At 46.8% G+C, this 19,514-nt stretch carries 22 protein-coding genes; 19 read left to right on the plus strand and 3 right to left on the minus strand.

What is annotated here, in order from left to right:
• Positions 1-143: 143 nt before the first annotated feature.
• The 4 genes from ABTV53_RS02620 to ABTV53_RS02635 all read left to right on the plus strand — a co-directional run bounded on the left by ABTV53_RS02620 (position 144) and on the right by ABTV53_RS02635 (position 3,818).
• The gene (locus ABTV53_RS02620) at positions 144-725 is read left to right on the plus strand and encodes an NAD(P)H-dependent oxidoreductase (protein WP_433750289.1); all 582 of its coding nucleotides are present in this window, start codon (positions 144-146) and stop codon (positions 723-725) included.
• Between the two features lie 114 nt (positions 726-839).
• Positions 840-1,151: an ArsR/SmtB family transcription factor gene (locus tag ABTV53_RS02625; RefSeq protein WP_017690814.1), complete on the plus strand. Its 312-nt coding sequence runs from the start codon at positions 840-842 to the stop codon at positions 1,149-1,151.
• Positions 1,152-1,308: 157 nt separating this feature from the next.
• Positions 1,309-2,343, plus strand: a complete 1,035-nt coding sequence (locus tag ABTV53_RS02630; protein ID WP_421885455.1) for an LLM class flavin-dependent oxidoreductase — start codon at positions 1,309-1,311, stop codon at positions 2,341-2,343.
• A 314-nt stretch (positions 2,344-2,657) separates the two neighbouring features.
• On the plus strand, positions 2,658-3,818 hold the full coding sequence (locus ABTV53_RS02635) for an AI-2E family transporter (protein ID WP_433750293.1): 1,161 nt from the start codon (positions 2,658-2,660) through the stop codon (positions 3,816-3,818).
• 142 nt (positions 3,819-3,960) lie between these two features.
• Here ABTV53_RS02635 and ABTV53_RS02640 read toward each other — a convergent pair whose 3' ends face one another.
• A complete protein-coding gene (locus ABTV53_RS02640; protein WP_433750296.1) occupies positions 3,961-4,332 on the minus strand; it encodes an ArsR/SmtB family transcription factor in 372 nt (123 codons plus the stop codon).
• 227 nt (positions 4,333-4,559) lie between these two features.
• On the opposite strand from ABTV53_RS02640, the gene ABTV53_RS02645 reads away from it, so the two are divergent.
• From ABTV53_RS02645 to ABTV53_RS02680, 8 genes are all read left to right on the plus strand, one after another.
• The gene (locus ABTV53_RS02645; RefSeq protein ID WP_433750299.1) at positions 4,560-6,911 is read left to right on the plus strand and encodes a heavy metal translocating P-type ATPase; all 2,352 of its coding nucleotides are present in this window, start codon (positions 4,560-4,562) and stop codon (positions 6,909-6,911) included.
• Positions 6,912-7,039: 128 nt separating this feature from the next.
• Positions 7,040-7,402 carry an SdpI family protein gene (locus ABTV53_RS02650; RefSeq protein WP_433750302.1) on the plus strand — a complete coding sequence of 121 codons (363 nt, stop codon included), beginning with the start codon at positions 7,040-7,042 and terminating at the stop codon, positions 7,400-7,402.
• Positions 7,403-7,593: 191 nt separating this feature from the next.
• Positions 7,594-8,046, plus strand: coding sequence for a MerR family transcriptional regulator (locus tag ABTV53_RS02655; protein ID WP_433750305.1), 453 nt, complete (start codon positions 7,594-7,596; stop codon positions 8,044-8,046).
• A gap of 229 nt (positions 8,047-8,275) precedes the next feature.
• A complete protein-coding gene (locus tag ABTV53_RS02660) occupies positions 8,276-9,496 on the plus strand; it encodes an MFS transporter (protein ID WP_433750308.1) in 1,221 nt (406 codons plus the stop codon).
• Between the two features lie 18 nt (positions 9,497-9,514).
• Complete coding sequence (locus tag ABTV53_RS02665) at positions 9,515-9,937, plus strand: universal stress protein (RefSeq protein WP_433750311.1); 423 nt, start codon at positions 9,515-9,517, stop codon at positions 9,935-9,937.
• Positions 9,938-10,114: 177 nt separating this feature from the next.
• Positions 10,115-11,539 carry an aldehyde dehydrogenase family protein gene (locus tag ABTV53_RS02670; RefSeq protein WP_433750313.1) on the plus strand — a complete coding sequence of 475 codons (1,425 nt, stop codon included), beginning with the start codon at positions 10,115-10,117 and terminating at the stop codon, positions 11,537-11,539.
• A 92-nt stretch (positions 11,540-11,631) separates the two neighbouring features.
• The gene (locus ABTV53_RS02675; protein ID WP_433750316.1) at positions 11,632-11,952 is read left to right on the plus strand and encodes a hypothetical protein; all 321 of its coding nucleotides are present in this window, start codon (positions 11,632-11,634) and stop codon (positions 11,950-11,952) included.
• Positions 11,910-12,722 carry a MerR family transcriptional regulator gene (locus ABTV53_RS02680; RefSeq protein ID WP_433750319.1) on the plus strand — a complete coding sequence of 271 codons (813 nt, stop codon included), beginning with the start codon at positions 11,910-11,912 and terminating at the stop codon, positions 12,720-12,722. The genes ABTV53_RS02675 and ABTV53_RS02680 overlap by 43 nt, the downstream gene beginning before the upstream one ends.
• 151 nt (positions 12,723-12,873) lie before the next feature.
• Here ABTV53_RS02680 and ABTV53_RS02685 read toward each other — a convergent pair whose 3' ends face one another.
• Positions 12,874-13,371 (minus strand): GAF domain-containing protein, encoded by a 498-nt coding sequence (locus tag ABTV53_RS02685; RefSeq protein WP_433750321.1) that lies wholly within the window; start codon positions 13,369-13,371, stop codon positions 12,874-12,876.
• Positions 13,372-13,556: 185 nt separating this feature from the next.
• Between ABTV53_RS02685 and ABTV53_RS02690 the strand changes: the two genes are divergently transcribed.
• From ABTV53_RS02690 to ABTV53_RS02700, 3 genes are all read left to right on the plus strand, one after another.
• Complete coding sequence (locus tag ABTV53_RS02690) at positions 13,557-13,853, plus strand: hypothetical protein (protein ID WP_339239393.1); 297 nt, start codon at positions 13,557-13,559, stop codon at positions 13,851-13,853.
• Between the two features lie 198 nt (positions 13,854-14,051).
• A complete protein-coding gene (locus ABTV53_RS02695) occupies positions 14,052-14,624 on the plus strand; it encodes a GNAT family N-acetyltransferase (RefSeq protein WP_433750325.1) in 573 nt (190 codons plus the stop codon).
• Positions 14,625-14,659: 35 nt separating this feature from the next.
• The gene (locus ABTV53_RS02700) at positions 14,660-16,165 is read left to right on the plus strand and encodes an MDR family MFS transporter (protein WP_433754019.1); all 1,506 of its coding nucleotides are present in this window, start codon (positions 14,660-14,662) and stop codon (positions 16,163-16,165) included.
• A gap of 98 nt (positions 16,166-16,263) precedes the next feature.
• Here ABTV53_RS02700 and ABTV53_RS02705 read toward each other — a convergent pair whose 3' ends face one another.
• The gene (locus ABTV53_RS02705; protein ID WP_433750328.1) at positions 16,264-16,725 is read right to left on the minus strand and encodes a MarR family winged helix-turn-helix transcriptional regulator; all 462 of its coding nucleotides are present in this window, start codon (positions 16,723-16,725) and stop codon (positions 16,264-16,266) included.
• A gap of 318 nt (positions 16,726-17,043) precedes the next feature.
• On the opposite strand from ABTV53_RS02705, the gene ABTV53_RS02710 reads away from it, so the two are divergent.
• From ABTV53_RS02710 to ABTV53_RS02725, 4 genes are all read left to right on the plus strand, one after another.
• Entirely contained in the window at positions 17,044-17,307 is a 264-nt protein-coding gene (locus ABTV53_RS02710; RefSeq protein WP_433750331.1) for a hypothetical protein, read from the plus strand.
• Positions 17,273-17,569: a hypothetical protein gene (locus ABTV53_RS02715; RefSeq protein WP_433750333.1), complete on the plus strand. Its 297-nt coding sequence runs from the start codon at positions 17,273-17,275 to the stop codon at positions 17,567-17,569. The genes ABTV53_RS02710 and ABTV53_RS02715 overlap by 35 nt, the downstream gene beginning before the upstream one ends.
• Positions 17,570-17,593: 24 nt before the next feature.
• Positions 17,594-17,899, plus strand: coding sequence for a hypothetical protein (locus ABTV53_RS02720; protein ID WP_433750335.1), 306 nt, complete (start codon positions 17,594-17,596; stop codon positions 17,897-17,899).
• Positions 17,900-18,173: 274 nt separating this feature from the next.
• Positions 18,174-19,484, plus strand: a complete 1,311-nt coding sequence (locus ABTV53_RS02725) for a PIN domain-containing protein (RefSeq protein WP_433750338.1) — start codon at positions 18,174-18,176, stop codon at positions 19,482-19,484.
• Positions 19,485-19,514 lie beyond the last annotated feature (30 nt).

A 19,514-nucleotide genomic window follows, 5' to 3' on the forward strand; every position in this document is an offset into this window, starting at 1 on the left:
CAACCCTTCCAGATTGGAATGGGTGAAGGCAGAGGAGACTAAATATTTTTTTAACCACATACATAGATATCTATGTATGTAGCGTATCAATGCAACCCCATTTTCGCAAGCTAACTCAAACCAAACCTGGAGGGATTAACACTATGAAACATCTTATCGTATATGCTCACCCGCACACAGACAGCTTGAATAACGCAATCCTCAATACTGCTGTAGAAGCTCTCGAAGCTCAAGGCCACGAAGTGGTTGTTCGTGATTTGTATAAGCTTGGATTCCAACCCGTACTGACAGAGGCCGATACAGCTTCCATGCGTGCAGGACAGACGCCACAGGATATCGCGACAGAGCAAGAGTTTGTTACGAATGCAGAAGCTATTACATTCATCTATCCGATCTGGTGGACAGGTCTTCCTGCCATTATGAAAGGATATGTTGACCGTGTATTCGCCTATGGTTTTGCATATGCAGCGGGTGAAGCGGGAATTGAGAAATTGCTGACAGGCAAAAAAGGACTCATCATCAACACACATGGTACACCAAGTGAAATTTATGATCAGATTGGCATGACTGCTGGATTGAAATTAACTTCAGACGTAGGTATCTTCGATTTTGTAGGCATTGAAGCAGTAGATCATCTGCTCTTCGGCAGTATTGGATATCTGGATGCACCCGCATATCAAGCCATGTTGGATCAGGTTAAACAAACGGTTACAACCAAATTCTAATATGGATGTTGATTTCAGATCCGAATTCCATATGATTCCAGACCGACTCGATCATGAGTCGGTTTGTTTGTTCATGTGTTTGCAAAATGGTTGAAAGGGGGTATAATCGTACCCATGGAACCTATACTTATATTCAAAGCACTATCAAACGAGACACGTAGGCAAATCTTGTTGTGGCTCAAAAACCCGGAGCAACACTTTCCACCGCTGGAACTATCTCAGCATCCGGATGGTGGCAAGAACGGTATCTGTGTTGGCACGATTCAACTGAAGGCTGGACTGGCTCAGTCGGTTATATCCAGTTATCTGCTGACGATGCTCAAGGCAGGGTTGCTGCTCTCCGAGCGCAGAGGACAATGGACGTATTATCGGCGCAACGAAGAGACGATCCGTCAGTTTGCCGAGTACGTGCAGAACGAGTTATAAGCCGGATGCCGGAACGGAAGCTAGGATGCACATGCAGGCAGGGATTCCGTCCGGATGCAAACGGCTAGTTTATCAACAACACCATATCCAATTTCGATTTAATTAATCTATATATCTGGATATACAAAAATATAATCATCGAGGAGATTAAACGATAATGACTACAGAAAATACGGCTTCATCCCATAAAGAACACATCAATGACGTTAAGCTTTCCATCCTGGATTTGGCTCCCGTCGTTGTAGGTGCAACACCAGCTGATGCTTTGCGCAATAGTCTGGATCTGGCACAGCATGCTGAGCGTTGGGGATATCACCGTTACTGGGTAGCTGAACATCACAACATGCCGGGTATTGCTTCTTCCGCAACTTCGGTCGTTATTGGGTATCTGGCTGGTGGCACCAACACGATTCGTCTGGGTTCAGGAGGCATCATGCTCCCTAACCATGCACCGCTTGTTATCGCTGAACAGTTCGGTACTCTGGAGTCCCTGTATCCTGGCAGAATCGATCTGGGACTGGGTCGTGCACCCGGAAGTGACCGTCGTACATCGCTGGCACTGCGCAAAGATCTGAACAGCGGGGAAGATTTCCCGGAACTGTTGGCAGAGCTTAGAGCATACTTTGATGCTTCAGCGACATCTTATCATGCACCTGTTCGCGCAGTTCCCGGAGAAGGATTGAATATTCCAATCTATCTGCTGGGGTCCAGTGATTTCAGTGCACGTCTGGCAGGTCAGCTGGGATTGCCGTTTGCTTTTGCCAGCCACTTCTCGCCTGATTACACACGGATTGCACTGGAGACGTATCGAAACAATTTCCAACCATCTGACAGTTTGAAGGAACCACATGTGATTGTTGGGGTTAACGCTGTTGTTGCGGATACAGACGAGGAAGCAGCATGGCTGGGCACAACGATGCAACAGCAGTTCCTGAATATTATTCGCGGCACAACGGGATTGGTACAGCCTCCAGCAGAGATGGAAGGCAAATGGACGGACCGTGAGAAGGCTGGTGTGGAGCAGACGCTGAAGGCTGCCGTTAATGGTTCCCCGGAAACCGTACGTGGACAGCTGGAATCCTTCATTCGGCAGACGCAGGCAGATGAGCTGATTATTACGTCAATGATCTATGACCATAAGGCACGCCTGCATTCCTATGAGTTAATCGCACAATTGGCGGGAAAAGCCTAATCTTGAATTTTAAGCATAAAATATGGATTGAATGTAAGGTATAAATGCAAATTTACGGTTCGTCTCCCAGTGAGGCGAGCCTATTTTTTAATAGGGAGAATTTGCAAAGGATTCGTGTGGGGCAGAAGACTCATTTTGGGGTAAAATGACTTTATCGGTTTAATTTGAAACGGTTAATCAGCACCATACGTATAAATCCAGAGTGTTATACATATGTTGGCTTGTACAAGGTATTTTTTATTCGTGTGTATGGGCATTTATCTAGCTTTATAGTTAAGTTTTGATTAAGGGTCATAAGAGAGGACGACACGCCTATGGAGCAACCTGAGCAACCCCGCGTTTGGCCGGAGCGGTTCAAGCGATTTTTTCTTAACAACAAGTTTGTGCTATTTCTGCTAATTCTGCTGTTGGTGGGACTGAACGTCATGGTTCTGACCAAAGTATCCTTTGTTCTTCATCCGCTCGCAGTACTCATCAAAACCATTGTGCTACCGATTATTCTGTCAGGCATACTTTACTATCTGCTGAATCCAATTGTGGATGTGATGGAAAGATGGAAACTCAAGCGCGGCTGGTCCATTCTGATCCTGTATCTTGCGATTGGAGGCATTCTGACCGTCGTAGTGCTGGCAGTCATTCCGGTTGTACGGAACCAGATTATGGGGCTGATCGAAAATTTCCCAACATACAGCGAAACGGTAAAACACCAGTTCGAGGAACTCACGGGAAGCCAACTGTTTAGTCAGTTTCAGGAGACGGTGAATCTGAATTCGCAGGACTGGTGGGGAACAATCTCCCAAAAGGCTACTGAAATTCTGAACTCGACCTGGACCAAATTGGGCGGATTCCTCGGCGCTTTCACGGAGACCGTGCTGTCTATCGTAACGGTTCCGTTCATTCTGTTCTATCTGTTGAAAGACGGTAAGAAGCTGCCAGCGAAAATTCTGTCTTTCCTGCCAATCAAGAGCCGTACGGGTGCAATGCATGTGCTGGAAGACATCAATCACCAGATCAGTTCATTCATTCGTGGACAGATTATCGTCAGCTTCTGCATCGGTATCCTGCTCTACATCGGTTATATGATTATTGGTCTGGACTATGCACTGATTCTCGCCATTATTGCGTCGTTCACGAGTGTTGTTCCATATCTGGGACCTGCAATTGCGATTACACCTGCGTTGATCGTGGCTCTGGTCACTTCGCCAGTGATGCTGCTGAAGATGGTTGCCGTATGGACAATCGTGCAGTTAATTGAAGGTAAATTCATCTCTCCACAGATCATGGGCAAAACGCTGAAGATTCATCCGATTACGATTATCTTTGTCATTCTGACTTCGGGTAATCTGTTTGGGGTCGTGGGTATTCTGCTCGCTGTTCCAGGATACGCGGTGCTGAAAGTATGTGTATCGCATATCTTCAACTGGTTCAAGGACAGATCCGGCCTGTACGATCCAAACAAGAACAATCTTTTGTAACCGAAGTGGCAAGCTCCAATGGATCGGTAATCAGAAGATTTAGTCACTTTGTAAAACGGTATCCTTACCAAGAAGAACCCCCGTCCATCGGCATACAGCCGAGAGACGGGGGTTCTTCTGCATGAACAAGCTTGGCTGCTGCCTAGCTGTGTTTAATATGCTGGAGCGTTTGCAGGAAAATCTGCTCAATATGAGTATCATCCAGAGAGTAGTACACGGTCTTGCCTTCCTTGCGCCGCTTGACGATCCGCATGTTGCGGAGTGAACGCAGCTGGTGTGAAATGGCCGACTGTCCCATGTCGAGCAGAACCGTCAGGTCATGAACACATAATTCCTTCTGTAACAGCGCATCAATAATACGTAGACGTGTTGGGTCGCTGAATGCCTTGAACCAATCTGCCATCTCGGAAGAGGTATCCCGATCTATGAGTGAAGTGCGAATCGTCTGCACATCCGCTTCAGTACCTGAGCAGGCTGCATCACATTCGCTTGGTGCTTTAACCGGTTGTTCCATTTCCTATCACCGCCTATGTTAACAACTATAGCTCTATTATATCCAAAACCCGCCTAAAGCGAAATGATTACTATTAGCATAATCTGTATGAAAAATCAACAGCGATTGTTGACACTCATGTTTAGGCGTGCATATAATAGGGGTAACCAAACATATGAATGAGTGCTCATATATTGAAAGTAATTGGATGATAACATTGTTTTTGTACTGCAAAGGGGAGAATTCACATGGGAACCGGACAGGAACAGGTGAAAAGAGAACTGCTGCTTGATGGACTGGATTGTGCGAACTGCGCATTAAAAATCGAAAATGGCGTCAAAAAAATTAAGGGCATTAACGAATGCTCTGTCAATTTTGTTACCAAAACATTATCGCTACACACCACTTCCGACATGGATGAACAGGTAGTGAATGAAGCAAAGCGCAAAGTGCTTCGGCTGGAGCCGCATATTCGCATTTCGGAAAAAGGAAAACAGGTGAACGGTCATGTGCACACCCATACAGGGAGTGCGACTGGTGCGCATAACCACAGTCATGAACATACTGGACATGATCATGGACACTCACATTCACATGGCAAACACTCGCAAACTCATGATCACGACGGAGACTCAGAGGGCCACGTACATGGTCATGTGCATGAGCACGGAAGTCATGCTGGACATGATCACAGCCATTCCCATGATGATGCCCATGCAGGCCACTCCCATGAACATGGTGCAGGACAGACGAAAGTATTGCTTGCTCGTCTTGCTGCCGGTTCTGTGTTGCTCGCAGCTGCGATCTGGTCGCCGCTGGATGGCTGGGCGCAATTTGCTCTCTATGTGCTCGCTTATCTGATTGCCGGGGGAGACATCGTGCTCCAGGCGTCCAAAAACATCATCCGCGGTCAGGTATTCGATGAATACTTCCTGATGTCCGTTGCTACCTTGGGTGCCTTTGCGATTGGAGAGTATCCGGAAGGGGTAGCGGTCATGCTCTTCTATCAGCTCGGGGAGCTATTTCAAGGCATGGCGGTTAATCGGTCACGCAAGTCTATTCAAGCGCTCATGGACATTCGGCCGGATTACGCCAATATCCTGACGGGTTCGGGTGACGAGACCCGGCGTGTATCTCCAGAAGACGTACGGATTGGTGATCGTATTGTCGTGAAAGCAGGAGAGCGAGTGCCGCTGGATGGTATCGTTAGAACTGGGCGTTCCATGGTGGACACTTCTGCTCTGACAGGTGAATCGGTACCTCGTGAGCTGGAGCCCGGAAGTGATGTACTGAGTGGATTTGTGAACAAGAACGGCTTGCTGACAATTGAAGTTACCAAAACGTTTGGTGAATCAACGGTATCCAAGATTTTGGACCTGGTGCAGAACGCGAGCAGCCGGAAAGCGAAAACAGAACATTTTATTAGTAAATTTGCCCGTTATTACACACCGGTTGTTGTGATCCTTGCAGCCGTGATAGCATTTGTTCCGCCGTTGATACTTAGTGGTGCAACATTTGCCGATTGGATCTATCGAGCATTGGTCTTCCTGGTTATCTCATGCCCTTGTGCGCTGGTGGTCTCTATTCCGCTTGGATTCTTTGGTGGTATCGGAGCAGCTTCACGTAACGGGATTCTTGTCAAAGGCAGTAATTATCTTGAAGCATTGAACGATGTGAAAGTCGTTGTTTTTGATAAAACGGGTACACTAACCAAAGGTGTATTCAAAGTAACAGCCATTCGTCCCGAAGTGGGACGCACGGAAGAAGAACTGATGAAGCTCGCAGCTATTGCTGAAGCCAATTCCAATCATCCGATTGCCGAATCCATTCGCGCAGCTTGGGCCAAAGCCATTCCCACGCAAGGTGTGGAAGGTTATGATGAAGTTGCCGGACACGGGATCAAGGTGAGCGTGGACGGTCGGGAAGTGCTGGCAGGTAACGCCAAATTAATGAAGCAGGCAGGTATATCCTACATCACACCAGAGACGGCTGGAACGATCGTCCACGTTGCTGAAGCTGGCGCGTATGTTGGTCATCTGATCATTGCCGATGAAGTGAAGGACGATGCAGCTGCTGCCATCCAGGCGCTGAAGAAGCTCGGTATCCGCAAAACGGTCATGCTGACAGGAGATGCCAAAGCCGTGGGTGAAGCGGTAGGACGCGAGCTGGGTGTGGATGAGGTCTACGCTGAATTGTTGCCACAGGATAAAGTCGAACGACTGGAGCAACTGGAAGCTGCCAAATCTCCGAAGGAGAAAATGGTGTTTGTCGGTGATGGCATTAACGATACACCTGTGCTGGCACGCGCCGACGTGGGCGTAGCGATGGGTGGACTCGGCTCGGATGCTGCGATTGAAGCGGCAGATGTGGTGATCATGACCGATGAACCGTCGAAACTAGCGAGTGCAATCCGCATTGCGAAGCGTACACGAATGATTGTATGGCAAAATATCGCGTTTGCTTTGGGGGTTAAAGCGATCTTCCTGCTACTCGGTGTGTTTGGCATAGCTACCATGTGGGAAGCAGTATTTTCCGATGTGGGTGTCACGGTGCTTGCTGTCTTGAACGCCATGCGTGTACTTCGTGTGAAGGATATCTAATTTTACGAAACGATCCAGGCGGCTCTTCGTATATACGTAGAGCCGTTTTTATATTTTTTAGGTCATTCTGTCATCGTAGTGTCAGTGTAAGCAGGTCTATCGAAGACAACAGTGAAGGGGAGAACGTTTTGGCAGGAGCAGTAGTAGGGATCATTATCGGAGTGTGTTATTTCATTCTGGGGTTGATGGTGTTCAAAAAACCACCGAAAATGATTAACGGGATATATGGGTATCGGACCCCGCGCGCAATGAGTAATCCCGAGTTGTGGGACGAAGCGCAAAGTTATAGCGCCAACCTGATGATGCAATTTGGTGTGATTATTACGATATTCGGCATTATCGGTTTTTGGCTGACAGATGTACGAGCTTTGGTGCTGAGTCTGGTGGCAACAGGGTTCTATACGTTCAGATTGTTTACCAGAGTTGAAGGCCGGTTGAAGCAAATGCAGCGGGCGCAACAGCAACAGCAACAGGATGAGCAGAACGTCTAAGGTAAAATGAATGAATCGTGTAGAGAGAAAGACTCGTGTGTAAAGCGGGTCTTTTTGTGTTCAAATTAGAGAATGGAAGGCGATGTTTGACTCGCTAAGAATCCATGTTAAAAATCTGACGTTGACGTTAACGTTAATTATATATATAATTATTTATATAACGTTATAGACATATGGAAGAGGTAGGGGAAATGAGTTTATATAAAATCGACGACGTAGCCAAGGAATGTGGTTTGACCAAGCGAACCATTCGGTATTATGAAGAGATTGGGGTCATGCCTTCACCTCAGCGGACAGATGGCGGGACGCGGTTGTACACTCGGGAGGATATCGATTATCTGAAGAAGGTGGTTCGCGCCAAAGAGGTACTTGGATTCTCCCTTCAGGAGTTACATACCTATGTGGCAACAGCAGATGCCTTGAACGAACAACGTTTTGACTACCAGCAGACAACCGAAGTGAGAGAACGGATTGAGAAGCTGACCACGATGGAAACAACGCTGGATGGTCAGTTGCAACTGATCGAGCAGAAACTTCAGAGCATACATGCCGTTCAGGCTGAACTGGAAGAGCTGCGTGAACGTGTTCGGAGCGGTATTCAGAAGTTACAGGCACATGATCCGCAGAGTGAGGAAGACGGGTAACCATATTAGCATCTAGGGTTTAATAAACAAAACTGTATACACATCATAGCTACATGGTGTGACACCATAGTACCTGTGGCGATCCTGTACAAACACCGGATGTTTCGGTGTCATTTGTGCCGTTTTGTCACCTCTAATTATGAAAATGTATAAAATGTTTTCATTGTTTTCACGGTCATTTTCAAATGAAAATTTTCACCACATAAATCATTCACAGGAGGAATTACGTATGAAAAGAGAGCCATCATTACCGGACGAATTGCCGTCATCCCGTGGGGGCTTGCTGTCTCAACCGAGAGCGGTATGGGCGGTCGCCTTTGCATGTATCATATCCTTTATGGGTCTCGGTCTGGTTGACCCGATCCTGCCGGCAATTGCAGATCAGCTGCATGCTTCCAAAAGCCAGGTGTCACTGCTATTTACCAGCTATAACGCTGTAACCGGGGTAGCGATGCTGATTACGGGTGTCGTATCCAGCCGCATCGGTGTGAAATGGACGCTGCTTAGCGGCATATTGTTGATTATTATCTTCTCATTCCTCGGCGGTACCTCAGACACCGTAGGTGCACTGGTTGGTTACCGTGGCGGTTGGGGACTGGGGAATGCCTTGTTCATCGCAACCGCGTTATCTGCCATTGTGGGACTGTCCACATCAGGGACAGCCAAGGCCATTATTTTGTACGAAGCAGCACTTGGTCTCGGGATTGCGGTTGGTCCGCTACTTGGTGGTGAACTGGGTTCCATCTCTTGGCGTGGCCCGTTCTATGGCGTGGCTGTGCTGATGGCCATTGCGTTTATCAGTATTACATTTATGCTGCCCAAGATGGCCAAACCGAAAACACGCAGTTCGTTGTCCGATCCGTTCAAAGCATTAAGCTATCCTTCACTGAAAACATTGGCGATTACCGCCTTCCTGTATAACTTTGGTTTCTTTACCTTGATGGCTTATTCACCATATGTCATGAATCTGGATGAGCACGGGTTGGGTTACGTATTCTTTGGCTGGGGACTGATGCTGGCGATTACGTCTGTATTCGTCGCACCAAGATTACAACGCCGATTCGGATCGGTTCCGTCCATGAGTGTCATGCTTACATTGTTCGCGATGGATCTGGTTGTTATGGCCATTGGTACAGTGATGGGTTCACCAACTACCGTTATTGTGGCAGTCATTGTGGCAGGGATTTTCCTTGGGATTAACAACACATTGATTACAACAGCGGTTATGGAAGCTGCACCCGTGGAGCGTTCGGTTGCTTCTGCTGCATACAGCTTCGTTCGTTTCATGGGTGGTGCACTTGCACCATGGCTTGCAGGTAAATTATCTGAATGGTTCCTGCCGGAAACGCCGTTTTATTTTGGCGCACTCATGGTTCTGATTGGTGTCGTGGTACTGCTGGTACGCCGTCGTCACCTGCGGGATATTGATTCCGCCATTACATCGCATTAATTCAGAGGAGGAATTGCAATGCTGAAACGTATATTGGTTGCTGTTGATGGTTCGGATCATGCGCATCAGGCTTTGGAGCAAACACTGACTCTTGCTGAGGATATGAAACAACCCGCAAGTTTGTTGATCGTGCATGTTAATCCTGCCATTTCTATGAATGAACCTGCCTTGGGTATTGATCTGGAGGCTCGGATTGCCGAAGAAGGGCAACATATTATCGAACCGGTGACCAGACAGTTGTCTGGACGCGATGTGGCATATGAAACACTGCTAATTGCCGGTGATCCCGTTCATGAGATCTGCCGTGTGGCACGTGAACGAGATTGTGAAATGATCGTGATGGGGACAGGCGGGAAAGGCGTGCTCGCAGAGATGATCATAGGCAGTGTCAGCCATGGGGTGTTAAAACATGCTGAATGCCCCGTCCTGACGGTGAAGTAGGCGCTAGAATCCTTTGTATCGCTGCGGCTCAAGGTCGCAACAATGTCTTATCAGGCACGTTACAAGCCATGATTGCCGAATACCGTAATGGGTGGACGGCACGGAAATAGTGTATAAATAGATAAGGTAGTATATCGTCATATTATTATAGTCATGATTGGATGGAGGATGCAGCATATGAAAAAACAACATTTGTTTATCGGTGGCAATCCGACCGAATCCGTAGATTATAAAACCCTTCAAGCACCATACTCCGGAGAAACGCTGGCAGAAGTCTCGTCGGCTTCAGCCGAGGAAGCGGAGGCTGCTGTTGCAGCTGCGGTTCAGGCTGGGAAGGCAATGCGCCAGATGCCTGCACATCAGCGTGCAGATATCCTGTACAAGTTGTCCTCCATGCTTGAAGAACGCAAGCAAGAAGCAGCGCGAATCATTGCGCTTGAAGCGGCGAAGCCGATTACCGCAGCACTGGCCGAGGTTGACCGTACGGTGGAAACGTATCGTTTTGCCGCCGAAGAAGCCAAGCGGCTGACCGGAGAGACGGTTCCGATGGATGCAGCCAAAGGTGGAGAAGGGCGAATCGGCTATACGATGCGACAACCTCTAGGCGTCATAGGAGCGATAACGCCGTTTAATTTTCCAATGAACCTGGTAGCCCACAAGGTAGGCCCAGCGTTGGCAGCAGGCAATACGATTGTTCTCAAACCTGCGGAGCAGACACCCCTGTCCTCCTATTACATCGCTAATCTGCTTCAGGAAGCCGGATTGCCGGATGGTGCACTGAACGTGGTGAGTGGTGACGGCAAAACCATTGGGGATGTGCTTGTTGAACACCCTCGTGTTGCCCACATTACGTTTACAGGCAGTCCAGCGGTAGGCACGAGCATTCGTAGCAAAGCAGGACTAAAACGTGTGACATTGGAGCTTGGGTCGAATGCAGCGGTGATCGTGGATAAGGACGCAGATCTGGACAAAGTGGTTCCTCGTTGTGTAACGGGTGCTTTCACGTATCAGGGACAGGTATGTATCTCACTACAGCGAATTTACGTACATCGTGATATCTCGGAAGAATTCATCCGGCGTTTCGCTGAAGCCGCTAAACAAGTGGTGGTTGGAGACCCGCTGAGCCCGGATACGGTGGTCTCTGCGCTGATTAGCTCCAAGGATGTACAGCGTACACTCGGCTGGATTGAAGAAGCTAAACAGGCCGGGGCTGAAGTGGTCGCAGGCGGTCAAGCTGAAGGAGGCGTTCTGCGACCAACGGTGCTGGTTAACGTTCCACGTGATGCCAAAGTATCCTGTCAGGAAGTGTTTGCACCCATCGTAGTTATCAATACGGTGGATTCCGTTGAAGAGGGTATTGAACATGTTAATGATTCGATATACGGACTTCAGGCAGGCGTATTTACAAACGATATTCATACCGCCCTCCATGCTGTCGATCAGATCGAAGCAGGTGGAGTGATGATTAATGATATTCCCACGTTCCGAGTTGATCACATGCCTTATGGTGGGGTGAAACAAAGTGGGATTGGACGTGAAGGAGTAAAATATGCGGTAGAAGAAATGACGGAATTGAAGTTTGTCATGTTTAACAAAGGGTGATTCGCTTCCATTCTTTTGCTCAATATACTGTATGCTAATACAAACATAACCAGAAGCGCCTGTGCCAGAATAATGGCACAGGTTTTTTTAAGATGAAGATCAATGAAAAAGTTTTTAAAAATACATACGGATTCTTCACTGACTGCGGGTTCACATCTGATGAGACGGGTATAACATACTTAACATACCGCAACATAACTGACCAAACGCCGCTCATATCACCGAAGCATGATGTACCCATCCAGAGCACGAGCGGAATGAAGCGGTACAGCATTGCCGAAAGTCTTATATTCTCTCATTATTCAAATAAAATGCAGTATGAATTAAGCCTGAACTCTGTAGTTGCAGGACAGGCAGGAGGTGTATTCAAATGGCGTATTCCATGGTTGACGTATCGGGAATGTCAGGCGTAAGTCTGAACGAACTGAGCCAGTATGCAGAGACGGGTCTTCTGAATCCGGCCTTTGGGGGTTTAGATGAGGACCTCTATTATGAAAAGCAGGAATTGCTGAGACTCCAGCAAATCCTTTTCTGTAAGGAAGTAGGCATGAAGGAGAATGAGATTGCACCGATGCTCCGGGACAATCCACAGGATGTCATTCGCATCATGCAGCAGCATCGCATTGAGATTCTGGAGAAGGCACTCCGTCTGCATGGATTGATCCAGACACTGGACAAAACGATCTCTTATTTGCAAGGTGAACATGAGCTTGATGAACATGAGCTGTATATTGGTTTTGTAAATAAGGGGCATCACCAGTTGCTGAATGAATCGGGTTCTAACCCTGTAGTCAATAATGATATGAATCGTGTGCGGACAGAGGGTGTCCAGAGGTCCGACATCCAATCTTCCAATTCATCCATATTGCCTGAAAATCAGGAGTTGAAGTCAAAGGAAGATTATCTGGATTCCCAGGCGAAAATTGATCAGGTCCATCTCGACTTGCAACAGGCCATTGAGGATGGATTGGAACCCGGTAGTGCGAAAGTGCAACGGATTATTGACAGGCATCTTGAATGGATCAAAGGTTATTATACACCCACTGCTGAGATCTATCGTGATTTGGCCAATCTGTATGTTGAGCACAAAAATTTCCGTCAGATGTACGATGGTTATCACCCGAGGCTGGCTGAATTCCTGCGGGATGGGATGATGATTAAAGCGGAACATGATTTATCCTAGATGCATAAAGTAACATGGGCGAGCAAGAACATGGGTGTGAATCATAATGGATAACAAAGAGCGCAGACCTCTAAGAGGACTGCGCTCTTTGTTATTACGGGTTCTTCATCATCGTGTGTGATGAGACTCCGATCACCGTATTCATCATTTCCTAAAGGGGTATGCTTGCTTCCAACTGCTCTGTGAGCAGGCTTACGGCTTTTTCCAGGAAGACGCGGTCTTCGTCGTCAAAACGGTTTTTGATCGGGCTGTCGATATCCAGCACCCCGTACAGTTCGCCATTTTTTATAATAGGTACGACAATCTCACTGTTCGATGCTGCATCACAGGCAATGTGGCCTGGGAAGGCATGAACATCGTCAACGACAAGGGTACGTTTTTCCGCAGCAGATGTGCCGCATACACCACGTCCCAGTGGAATTCGGATACAGGCAGGCAGTCCTTGGAATGGCCCGAGGACCAGTTCTTTTCCATCATACAGATAGAAGCCGACCCAATTGGTGTCGGTCATAAATACATTGAGCAGCGCAGCAGCGTTCGCCAGATTGGCAATCGCACTAGGTTCATCGCGGATCAGAGCACTTAACTGTCCCAGGACGGCGGTGTGCTGCTCACTTCGTGTTCCTTCATAGGAAACAGCTTGAAACATGGTAAATCACCCTCCCGAGCAAAATGGTACTTATTTTCAAGATAGTGCAGAGGATGCGGTTAGTCAAGCGGAGGATTTCGGAAAGGGAAGGGAATACCTGAAGAATCCTCCTGTTTCTCTGCTTCTTGCATGGGGTAATTACTTAGCAACCACGGAGGGCTACAACCCGGGAAGGAGCTTGGCTTATGCATGCAGAGGTACAGAATCTATTTGTACGGATTCATCTACTATATTTCGCCCAAAATCAGGATTTGAACGTTAGCGAGGCGCTGCCCCTATTGGAAGAACGGGGATATCGCGTTGGAGAGCGGGAGATCAAGCAGGAGCTTGAACACCTGACGCAGGAAAACTTCTTGACCGCCCACGGGGACCAATGGAGCCTAACCGGGACTGGTATTGAAGAATTCAAGGAAATCACCACCGTACTTGGTCGAGTTAGCGATGAATTGCTGGCGAAGGACAAGAAAACGTCCAAAGCCTAAAATTCAATCGGACAAGCACGATGATGCGATTCATCCCAACTTGAATGGAACGATACGGACAACAAGACCGGGAGCGACATTGGCCCGGTTTTTTGACGTGTGTCCATGACTGAACAGTTGCCATTCGGCTCAGGTTATGATTAGATGACTAGTGAATCTTATGATCTGCGGAGATAGATCGGATCGGAGTGTCTTTATATGTATAAATGCAAAGGAAGAATTCCCGAAATGGAGACTGCGCGGCTTCGTCTGCGTAAAATGCGTCGCCGGGATGCGGCCCAGATGTTCGCATGCTGGTCAGATCGTGAGGTGACCCGTTACATGAATCTTGCACCCATGATTGGGACAAGCGAAGCGGCGGACATGATTGGACTTCTTAACCAAATGGCAGGAGAAGAGGATGCGATCCGCTGGGGGATCGAACTCAAAGAAACAGGTAAGCTCATCGGCAGCTGTGGATTTAACACATGGCAGCTTGAAGGCGCATTCCGGGGTGAGATCGGTTATGAGCTGGGACGTGATTATTGGCGCCACGGTTATATGACGGAGGCTTTCTCTGCATTGCTGCCCTTCGGGTATGAGACCATGGGGCTTAATCGAATTGAAGCGCTGGTTGATCCGCGTAATCTGCCTTCCGGCGAGTTCCTAACAAACTGCGGCTTCACGCGAGAAGGGCTGCTGCGTCAGGTACAACATACATCTACCGGATACAAGGATATGGTGATGTATTCGATGTTGTATGATGAGTTCCTTCGTAAAAAAGGTAAGTAAAAGAGAGAAGGGTTTTTGTGAATGCAACTGGAGGTTTGAAGCGCAGTTTCATCTTGACGGGGCTGTTACTCGCGACATTTCTGTCAGCGATTGAAGGCACCGTCATTGGTCCGGCAGGACCGACCATTGTCAGTGAGTTGGGGAGTGTACAGCTGCTGAGCTGGATTTTCACCGCATACCTGCTGACGATGGCGGTGAGTACGCCCATTTTCGGTAAAATCAGTGACTTGTATGGACGAAAGCCTGTATTTCTAATTGGCTGTGCCTTATTTTTACTGGGTTCACTCCTGTGCTGTCTGTCGCAGAACATGGAACAATTGATTATTTTTCGTGCTATTCAGGGGATTGGTGCGGGTGCGGTGGTTCCTGTTACATTTACGATTATTGGGGACATCTACTCCATTGAAGAACGTGGCAAAATCCAGGGCTGGATCAGCTCCGTTTGGGGCATTTCCTCTCTGGCGGGACCGCTGCTTGGCGGTTATTTTGTAGACAATCTTGGCTGGCAGTGGATCTTTGGTTTTAATGTGCCATTTGGTCTGCTCGCGATGTGGTTTGTATTTCGTTATCTGAAGGAAGATATCTCTCCACGTACAGCCAAAATTGACTATGTCGGTGCGCTGACCTTCACGGTGGGCATTACCGCATTGTTATTTGTCCTGTCGGCAGGTGGGCAGTATTATGCATGGAGTTCCCCGTTGATTGTTGGACTGAGTGTGGTTGCCGCTCTATTTATTATTTTATTTTTTGTGGTGGAAAAAAGAGCTCAGGCCCCTATGGTTCCACTACATTTGTTCCGAATTCGGGACATCCGTGTGGCGAATATTGCCGGACTGCTGACCAGTACCCTGATGATCGGCCTGACCAGTTATTTGCCGCTCTGGGTGCAGGGGGTTCGGGGGGGAAATGCGACGGAATCCGGATTGCTACTCGCGCCGATGTCAGTCGGTTGGCTCATTGGTAGTGTGCTCGCAGGCCGCCTGTTGATGAAAATTGGATCACGGTTGACCGCATTGATTGGTTTAACCGGCATTGCGATCGGTTCGGGTGGACTCTTTCTGGTGGGTGGGACATCCCCGCAGGCTGTGCTATTTATTTTGACCTTTATTTATGGTCTCGGCTTCGGATTTGCGTTTACGATCTTTACCATTATTTCGCAGTCATCCGTAGGATATAAGGAACGTGGTTCCTCTACCGCACTACACACGTTCATGCGTACATTGGGACAGACGATTGGTGCAGCGGCTTTTGGGACATGGTTGAATTATCGGATCTCCACGTTATCGAGTGAACAGAATCTGGCGGAGGCAGGAATATCGGAGAGTGATCTGAACGAACTGCTCGCACCACACACGGATGCAGCGCTAACGGATGACAAGTGGGCGCTACTGCGGAGCGTGCTGGAAGGAAGCTTACATTCCCTGTTTGTCATCATGTTTGTCATTGCACTGGTTTCATGGGTAACGACGCTTGCTCTACGCAAACGTTTAATCGTACCCGAAGATGCAGATGCTCCACCGCAGCCACAAGGCTCAAAATAAAAAGAAGATATATATACGAAAAATATATGAAAAACCGGATTCGCCGATGTCAGGCAAATCCGGTTATTTTTGTTGATGGCACGCGTGCAAAGAATGGTCTAGCTGTTCGCTGATAAACGGTCTGCAGAATGTGCAAGCCTTCCCAAGAGTTCGGACAGCAATTCCTTGTCTTCCTCACTCAGTCCACTTACAGCCCGATCGATCTTTAACGCATAGCCTGGATAGATGTCATCCATCGTACGCTTCCCTTCTTCAGTCAGTTCCACAAAGATGATCCGTCTGTCTTGCGGACAATGTTTGCGGTGCAACAATCCTTTTTGCTCCAGCTTATCAATCACATAGGTCACATTCCCACTTTGCAGCAGAAGTTGTGCGCCAACCTGTTGAATCGGCTGTGCTCCTTTCATATATAACACTTCGAGCACCCCGTATGCGGTGGGGTTGAAGCCATGCACTTTGCTTCCGGATACAGCGTGTTCATTCACGCTCTTGAATGTCTGGGCCAAGGTGCGGTACAGATGAAGTGAACGTTCGGTTCCGATTTCTTCTAATTCCAGCATGCTGATCCCGCCTTTTCAGATTAGTTTTATAAGTTGAAATGATAAAGACAACCTACCACTACGAGGACAGAACAACCTTCCAATCACTGTTATCCCCATCGTTATGCTGTTCATGTAAAAGTTTATTTCAACTTATATAAGTTGGTTGTTATGTTCGACGATTCAGGTTGTCGCCATGGTTTAATTGTAAACTTCTATTTCTACGAAAAACATGCGATATGTCACAAGATTTGCATTTTTAGCATTTAAAATTTGATCATTCATCTTGGGGAAAAATCATCCTGCAGATGCCGCTTCTTCTCCGTCTCTGGCAGGAGGTTGAGTCAATTAACGTTTGAAGGACATCGACCGCTGAAGAATAACCGATCTTTTGTAACATTGATGTTGGCACAGGCCATTTCCAATCTGGGGGATTGGCTGCATCTGCTCGCAATCCTGACCCTCGTGGGTATCCGCTGGAATACAACGCCATGGGAGATTACATTTGTCACACTTTCCGCCGCACTACCCATTCTAAGGAGTTGCATCAGTCTGAGGCGGTGGGGAAATGACAGCACCGATATTAAAGGATGTACAAGCTAAATTGGATACACTGGCGAAGGAACGATTCGATGAATCCGATTATGAATTGTTCTGTACTCTGCTTCACCAGCTGGACAAGTATAAAGCTTTGGCTGATAGCAACAGAGAGGCATTGTACAACCAAGATAGGGAGTCTGCTTCTCATATGGACATACAACAAGAGAAGGTAGAATCACTGAATCGTGATGTCGCTTATTGGCAGCATGAATGCACCGTCTTGTATGTTGAGAACAAACGACTTATGAATCAATCGGGTTGTTGAGCTACTGACGGTGGATTATCACCAGTGGCTTGCATCGATGGAAGTTTTGGTAAAGTGACAGTATTGACTCCAGATCAACATGCCACGTACACTGCTTATGAAAATCAAGTTGACGTGGTGAATGCGGCCATTGATGCCATCTTGGATAAAGAGGCTCGGGATATCATTACACACCAGTACATTAAATCGACCCGCCGCAAACATACAGTTGCACTCTTTCAGGGGCGCGGCATGGGTGAAAGAACGGTAGATAGACGGATCAGCAAGGGGCTACTAAGCATAGCCAACACACTCAAGGATTGTGGAATGCTTTGGCCCTCCGAAAAGTGACGGTAAATTGACGGTATGTTGGCAATCGAATGACGGTGAAACAGCAATACACTAGGCACATAGAGAGGTTAACCCCTCTCCGGTGTGCCTAGTGCCCGTTATCGCGCTTGGACTCGGCTGTGCTGTGGGACTATTGTCCTTAGACGTGGATCGTCAAGGGTGCAGTTTGTGGGGAAAGGAGATAAGAGTTCTCCCTTTTTTCTTTGAAAGAAGGATTTATACTTTTTTTGTCGAAATGCACCTCTTGATATCTAGTACAGAAAGAGGTTAATATATGCGACAGGAATTTTCCGGATATTACTCACCGACAGAGAGAGAGTTTGAAGAATTATGGACTGAGTGTACGTTTGTTTTTGATGCCAACATGCTTATTAATCTATATAGATTTCCAAAAGATTCAAGAGAAGCGATGCTCAAAATAATGGAAAATGTCAAAGAAAGAATTTGGATACCACACCAAGTTGCTCTTGAGTATCATAAACATTTGCACGAAGAGATTTATAATCAAAAGAAAGCATACACTAAGTTCAAAGAACAATGTAACGAATCTGTTAGTAAACTAATTGATGAATTGGCAGGTTTAAGGCATTCAAATCTAGAGTCTGAAGGCATTGAAGGAATACTGAACCAATGTCTAATAGATATAGAGGAGGAACTGTCAAAACAGCATGAGTCTCAACCAGACCTGTTAGAAATTCAAAATAAAGTAACTCATTTAATTGGAAATAATGTAGGAGTTCCGTTTACTCCTGATAGATTAAAAGAGCTTTATGAAATTGGAAGCGTTCGATATCAAGCGAAAATTCCTCCTGGATATAAGGATTTGAAAGAAAAGGAAGGTGAGACAACTCTTCATAACGGCGTCACTTACAAAGATGAGTATGGAGATCTTGTTTATTGGCAACAAATTCTGGACAAAGCACGTGATGAAGACTCCATAAAATCAGTTATACTGGTAACCGATGACAGCAAAGAGGACTGGGTTTATAAGGTTAAGGGAGAAAAAAAGGGCCCGCATCCTGAACTAGTCCATGAATTTAAAAAGGAATGTAAAGGCAAGCAATTCTATCTTTATAACTCTGAAAGATTTTTAGAGTATGCAAAGAAAAGGTTGAAGTTGGACGATTCATATTTAGATAATGATAAAGTTACCGGGGCCATAAAAGGCATTAAAGAATTAAAGAAACACGATGATGAAGTTAAACTTTCAAACCAAAGAAATAATGCTAAATCCATAGACGTAAAAATATTAGATAATTCGGTGTTAGAGGCAATCCATATTAATGAGGATTTTCCAGGAATCGATCCTAAGTTTAAACTGAGTTTTATGGTGAGTCTAGAAGATGGCATAGATGATGAAGAATATTCCAATTTCAGGAATTCTCTGAAGAGATTTATGAAAATTATTTATGGCAATGATATTAAGATTTATTATAAGTTCAATATGGATTTGGGAGGAACACACTACTACAGCCTGGATATTGAAGGTACAAAGAAGTTTCCAGATTCAATGATTCAAGTGCTGAATGATTTAGCCCAATCTGCATTTCCTTTTAAAGACGCGAGTATTGTAATTACCGAGTGACAAAATTGTCGCTCTTTTTTTATGTATTGA

The sequence above is a fragment of the Paenibacillus amylolyticus genome, from assembly GCF_050990605.1.
Lineage (GTDB): Bacteria > Bacillota > Bacilli > Paenibacillales > Paenibacillaceae > Paenibacillus > Paenibacillus amylolyticus_H.

Excerpts from the sequence above, each read along its gene's own strand:
- ABTV53_RS02620 (WP_433750289.1), top strand. The coding sequence starts at position 144 with ATGAAACATCTTATCGTATATGCTCACCCGCACACAGACAGCTTGAAT.
- ABTV53_RS02625 (WP_017690814.1), top strand. The coding sequence starts at position 840 with ATGGAACCTATACTTATATTCAAAGCACTATCAAACGAGACACGTAGG.
- ABTV53_RS02630 (WP_421885455.1), top strand. The coding sequence starts at position 1,309 with ATGACTACAGAAAATACGGCTTCATCCCATAAAGAACACATCAATGAC.
- ABTV53_RS02635 (WP_433750293.1), top strand. The coding sequence starts at position 2,658 with ATGGAGCAACCTGAGCAACCCCGCGTTTGGCCGGAGCGGTTCAAGCGA.
- ABTV53_RS02640 (WP_433750296.1), bottom strand. The coding sequence starts at position 4,332 with ATGGAACAACCGGTTAAAGCACCAAGCGAATGTGATGCAGCCTGCTCA.
- ABTV53_RS02645 (WP_433750299.1), top strand. The coding sequence starts at position 4,560 with ATGGGAACCGGACAGGAACAGGTGAAAAGAGAACTGCTGCTTGATGGA.
- ABTV53_RS02655 (WP_433750305.1), top strand. The coding sequence starts at position 7,594 with ATGAGTTTATATAAAATCGACGACGTAGCCAAGGAATGTGGTTTGACC.
- ABTV53_RS02660 (WP_433750308.1), top strand. The coding sequence starts at position 8,276 with ATGAAAAGAGAGCCATCATTACCGGACGAATTGCCGTCATCCCGTGGG.
- ABTV53_RS02665 (WP_433750311.1), top strand. The coding sequence starts at position 9,515 with ATGCTGAAACGTATATTGGTTGCTGTTGATGGTTCGGATCATGCGCAT.
- ABTV53_RS02670 (WP_433750313.1), top strand. The coding sequence starts at position 10,115 with ATGAAAAAACAACATTTGTTTATCGGTGGCAATCCGACCGAATCCGTA.
- ABTV53_RS02675 (WP_433750316.1), top strand. The coding sequence starts at position 11,632 with ATGAAGATCAATGAAAAAGTTTTTAAAAATACATACGGATTCTTCACT.
- ABTV53_RS02680 (WP_433750319.1), top strand. The coding sequence starts at position 11,910 with ATGGCGTATTCCATGGTTGACGTATCGGGAATGTCAGGCGTAAGTCTG.
- ABTV53_RS02685 (WP_433750321.1), bottom strand. The coding sequence starts at position 13,371 with ATGTTTCAAGCTGTTTCCTATGAAGGAACACGAAGTGAGCAGCACACC.
- ABTV53_RS02690 (WP_339239393.1), top strand. The coding sequence starts at position 13,557 with ATGCATGCAGAGGTACAGAATCTATTTGTACGGATTCATCTACTATAT.
- ABTV53_RS02695 (WP_433750325.1), top strand. The coding sequence starts at position 14,052 with ATGTATAAATGCAAAGGAAGAATTCCCGAAATGGAGACTGCGCGGCTT.
- ABTV53_RS02705 (WP_433750328.1), bottom strand. The coding sequence starts at position 16,725 with ATGCTGGAATTAGAAGAAATCGGAACCGAACGTTCACTTCATCTGTAC.
- ABTV53_RS02715 (WP_433750333.1), top strand. The coding sequence starts at position 17,273 with ATGACAGCACCGATATTAAAGGATGTACAAGCTAAATTGGATACACTG.
- ABTV53_RS02725 (WP_433750338.1), top strand. The coding sequence starts at position 18,174 with ATGCGACAGGAATTTTCCGGATATTACTCACCGACAGAGAGAGAGTTT.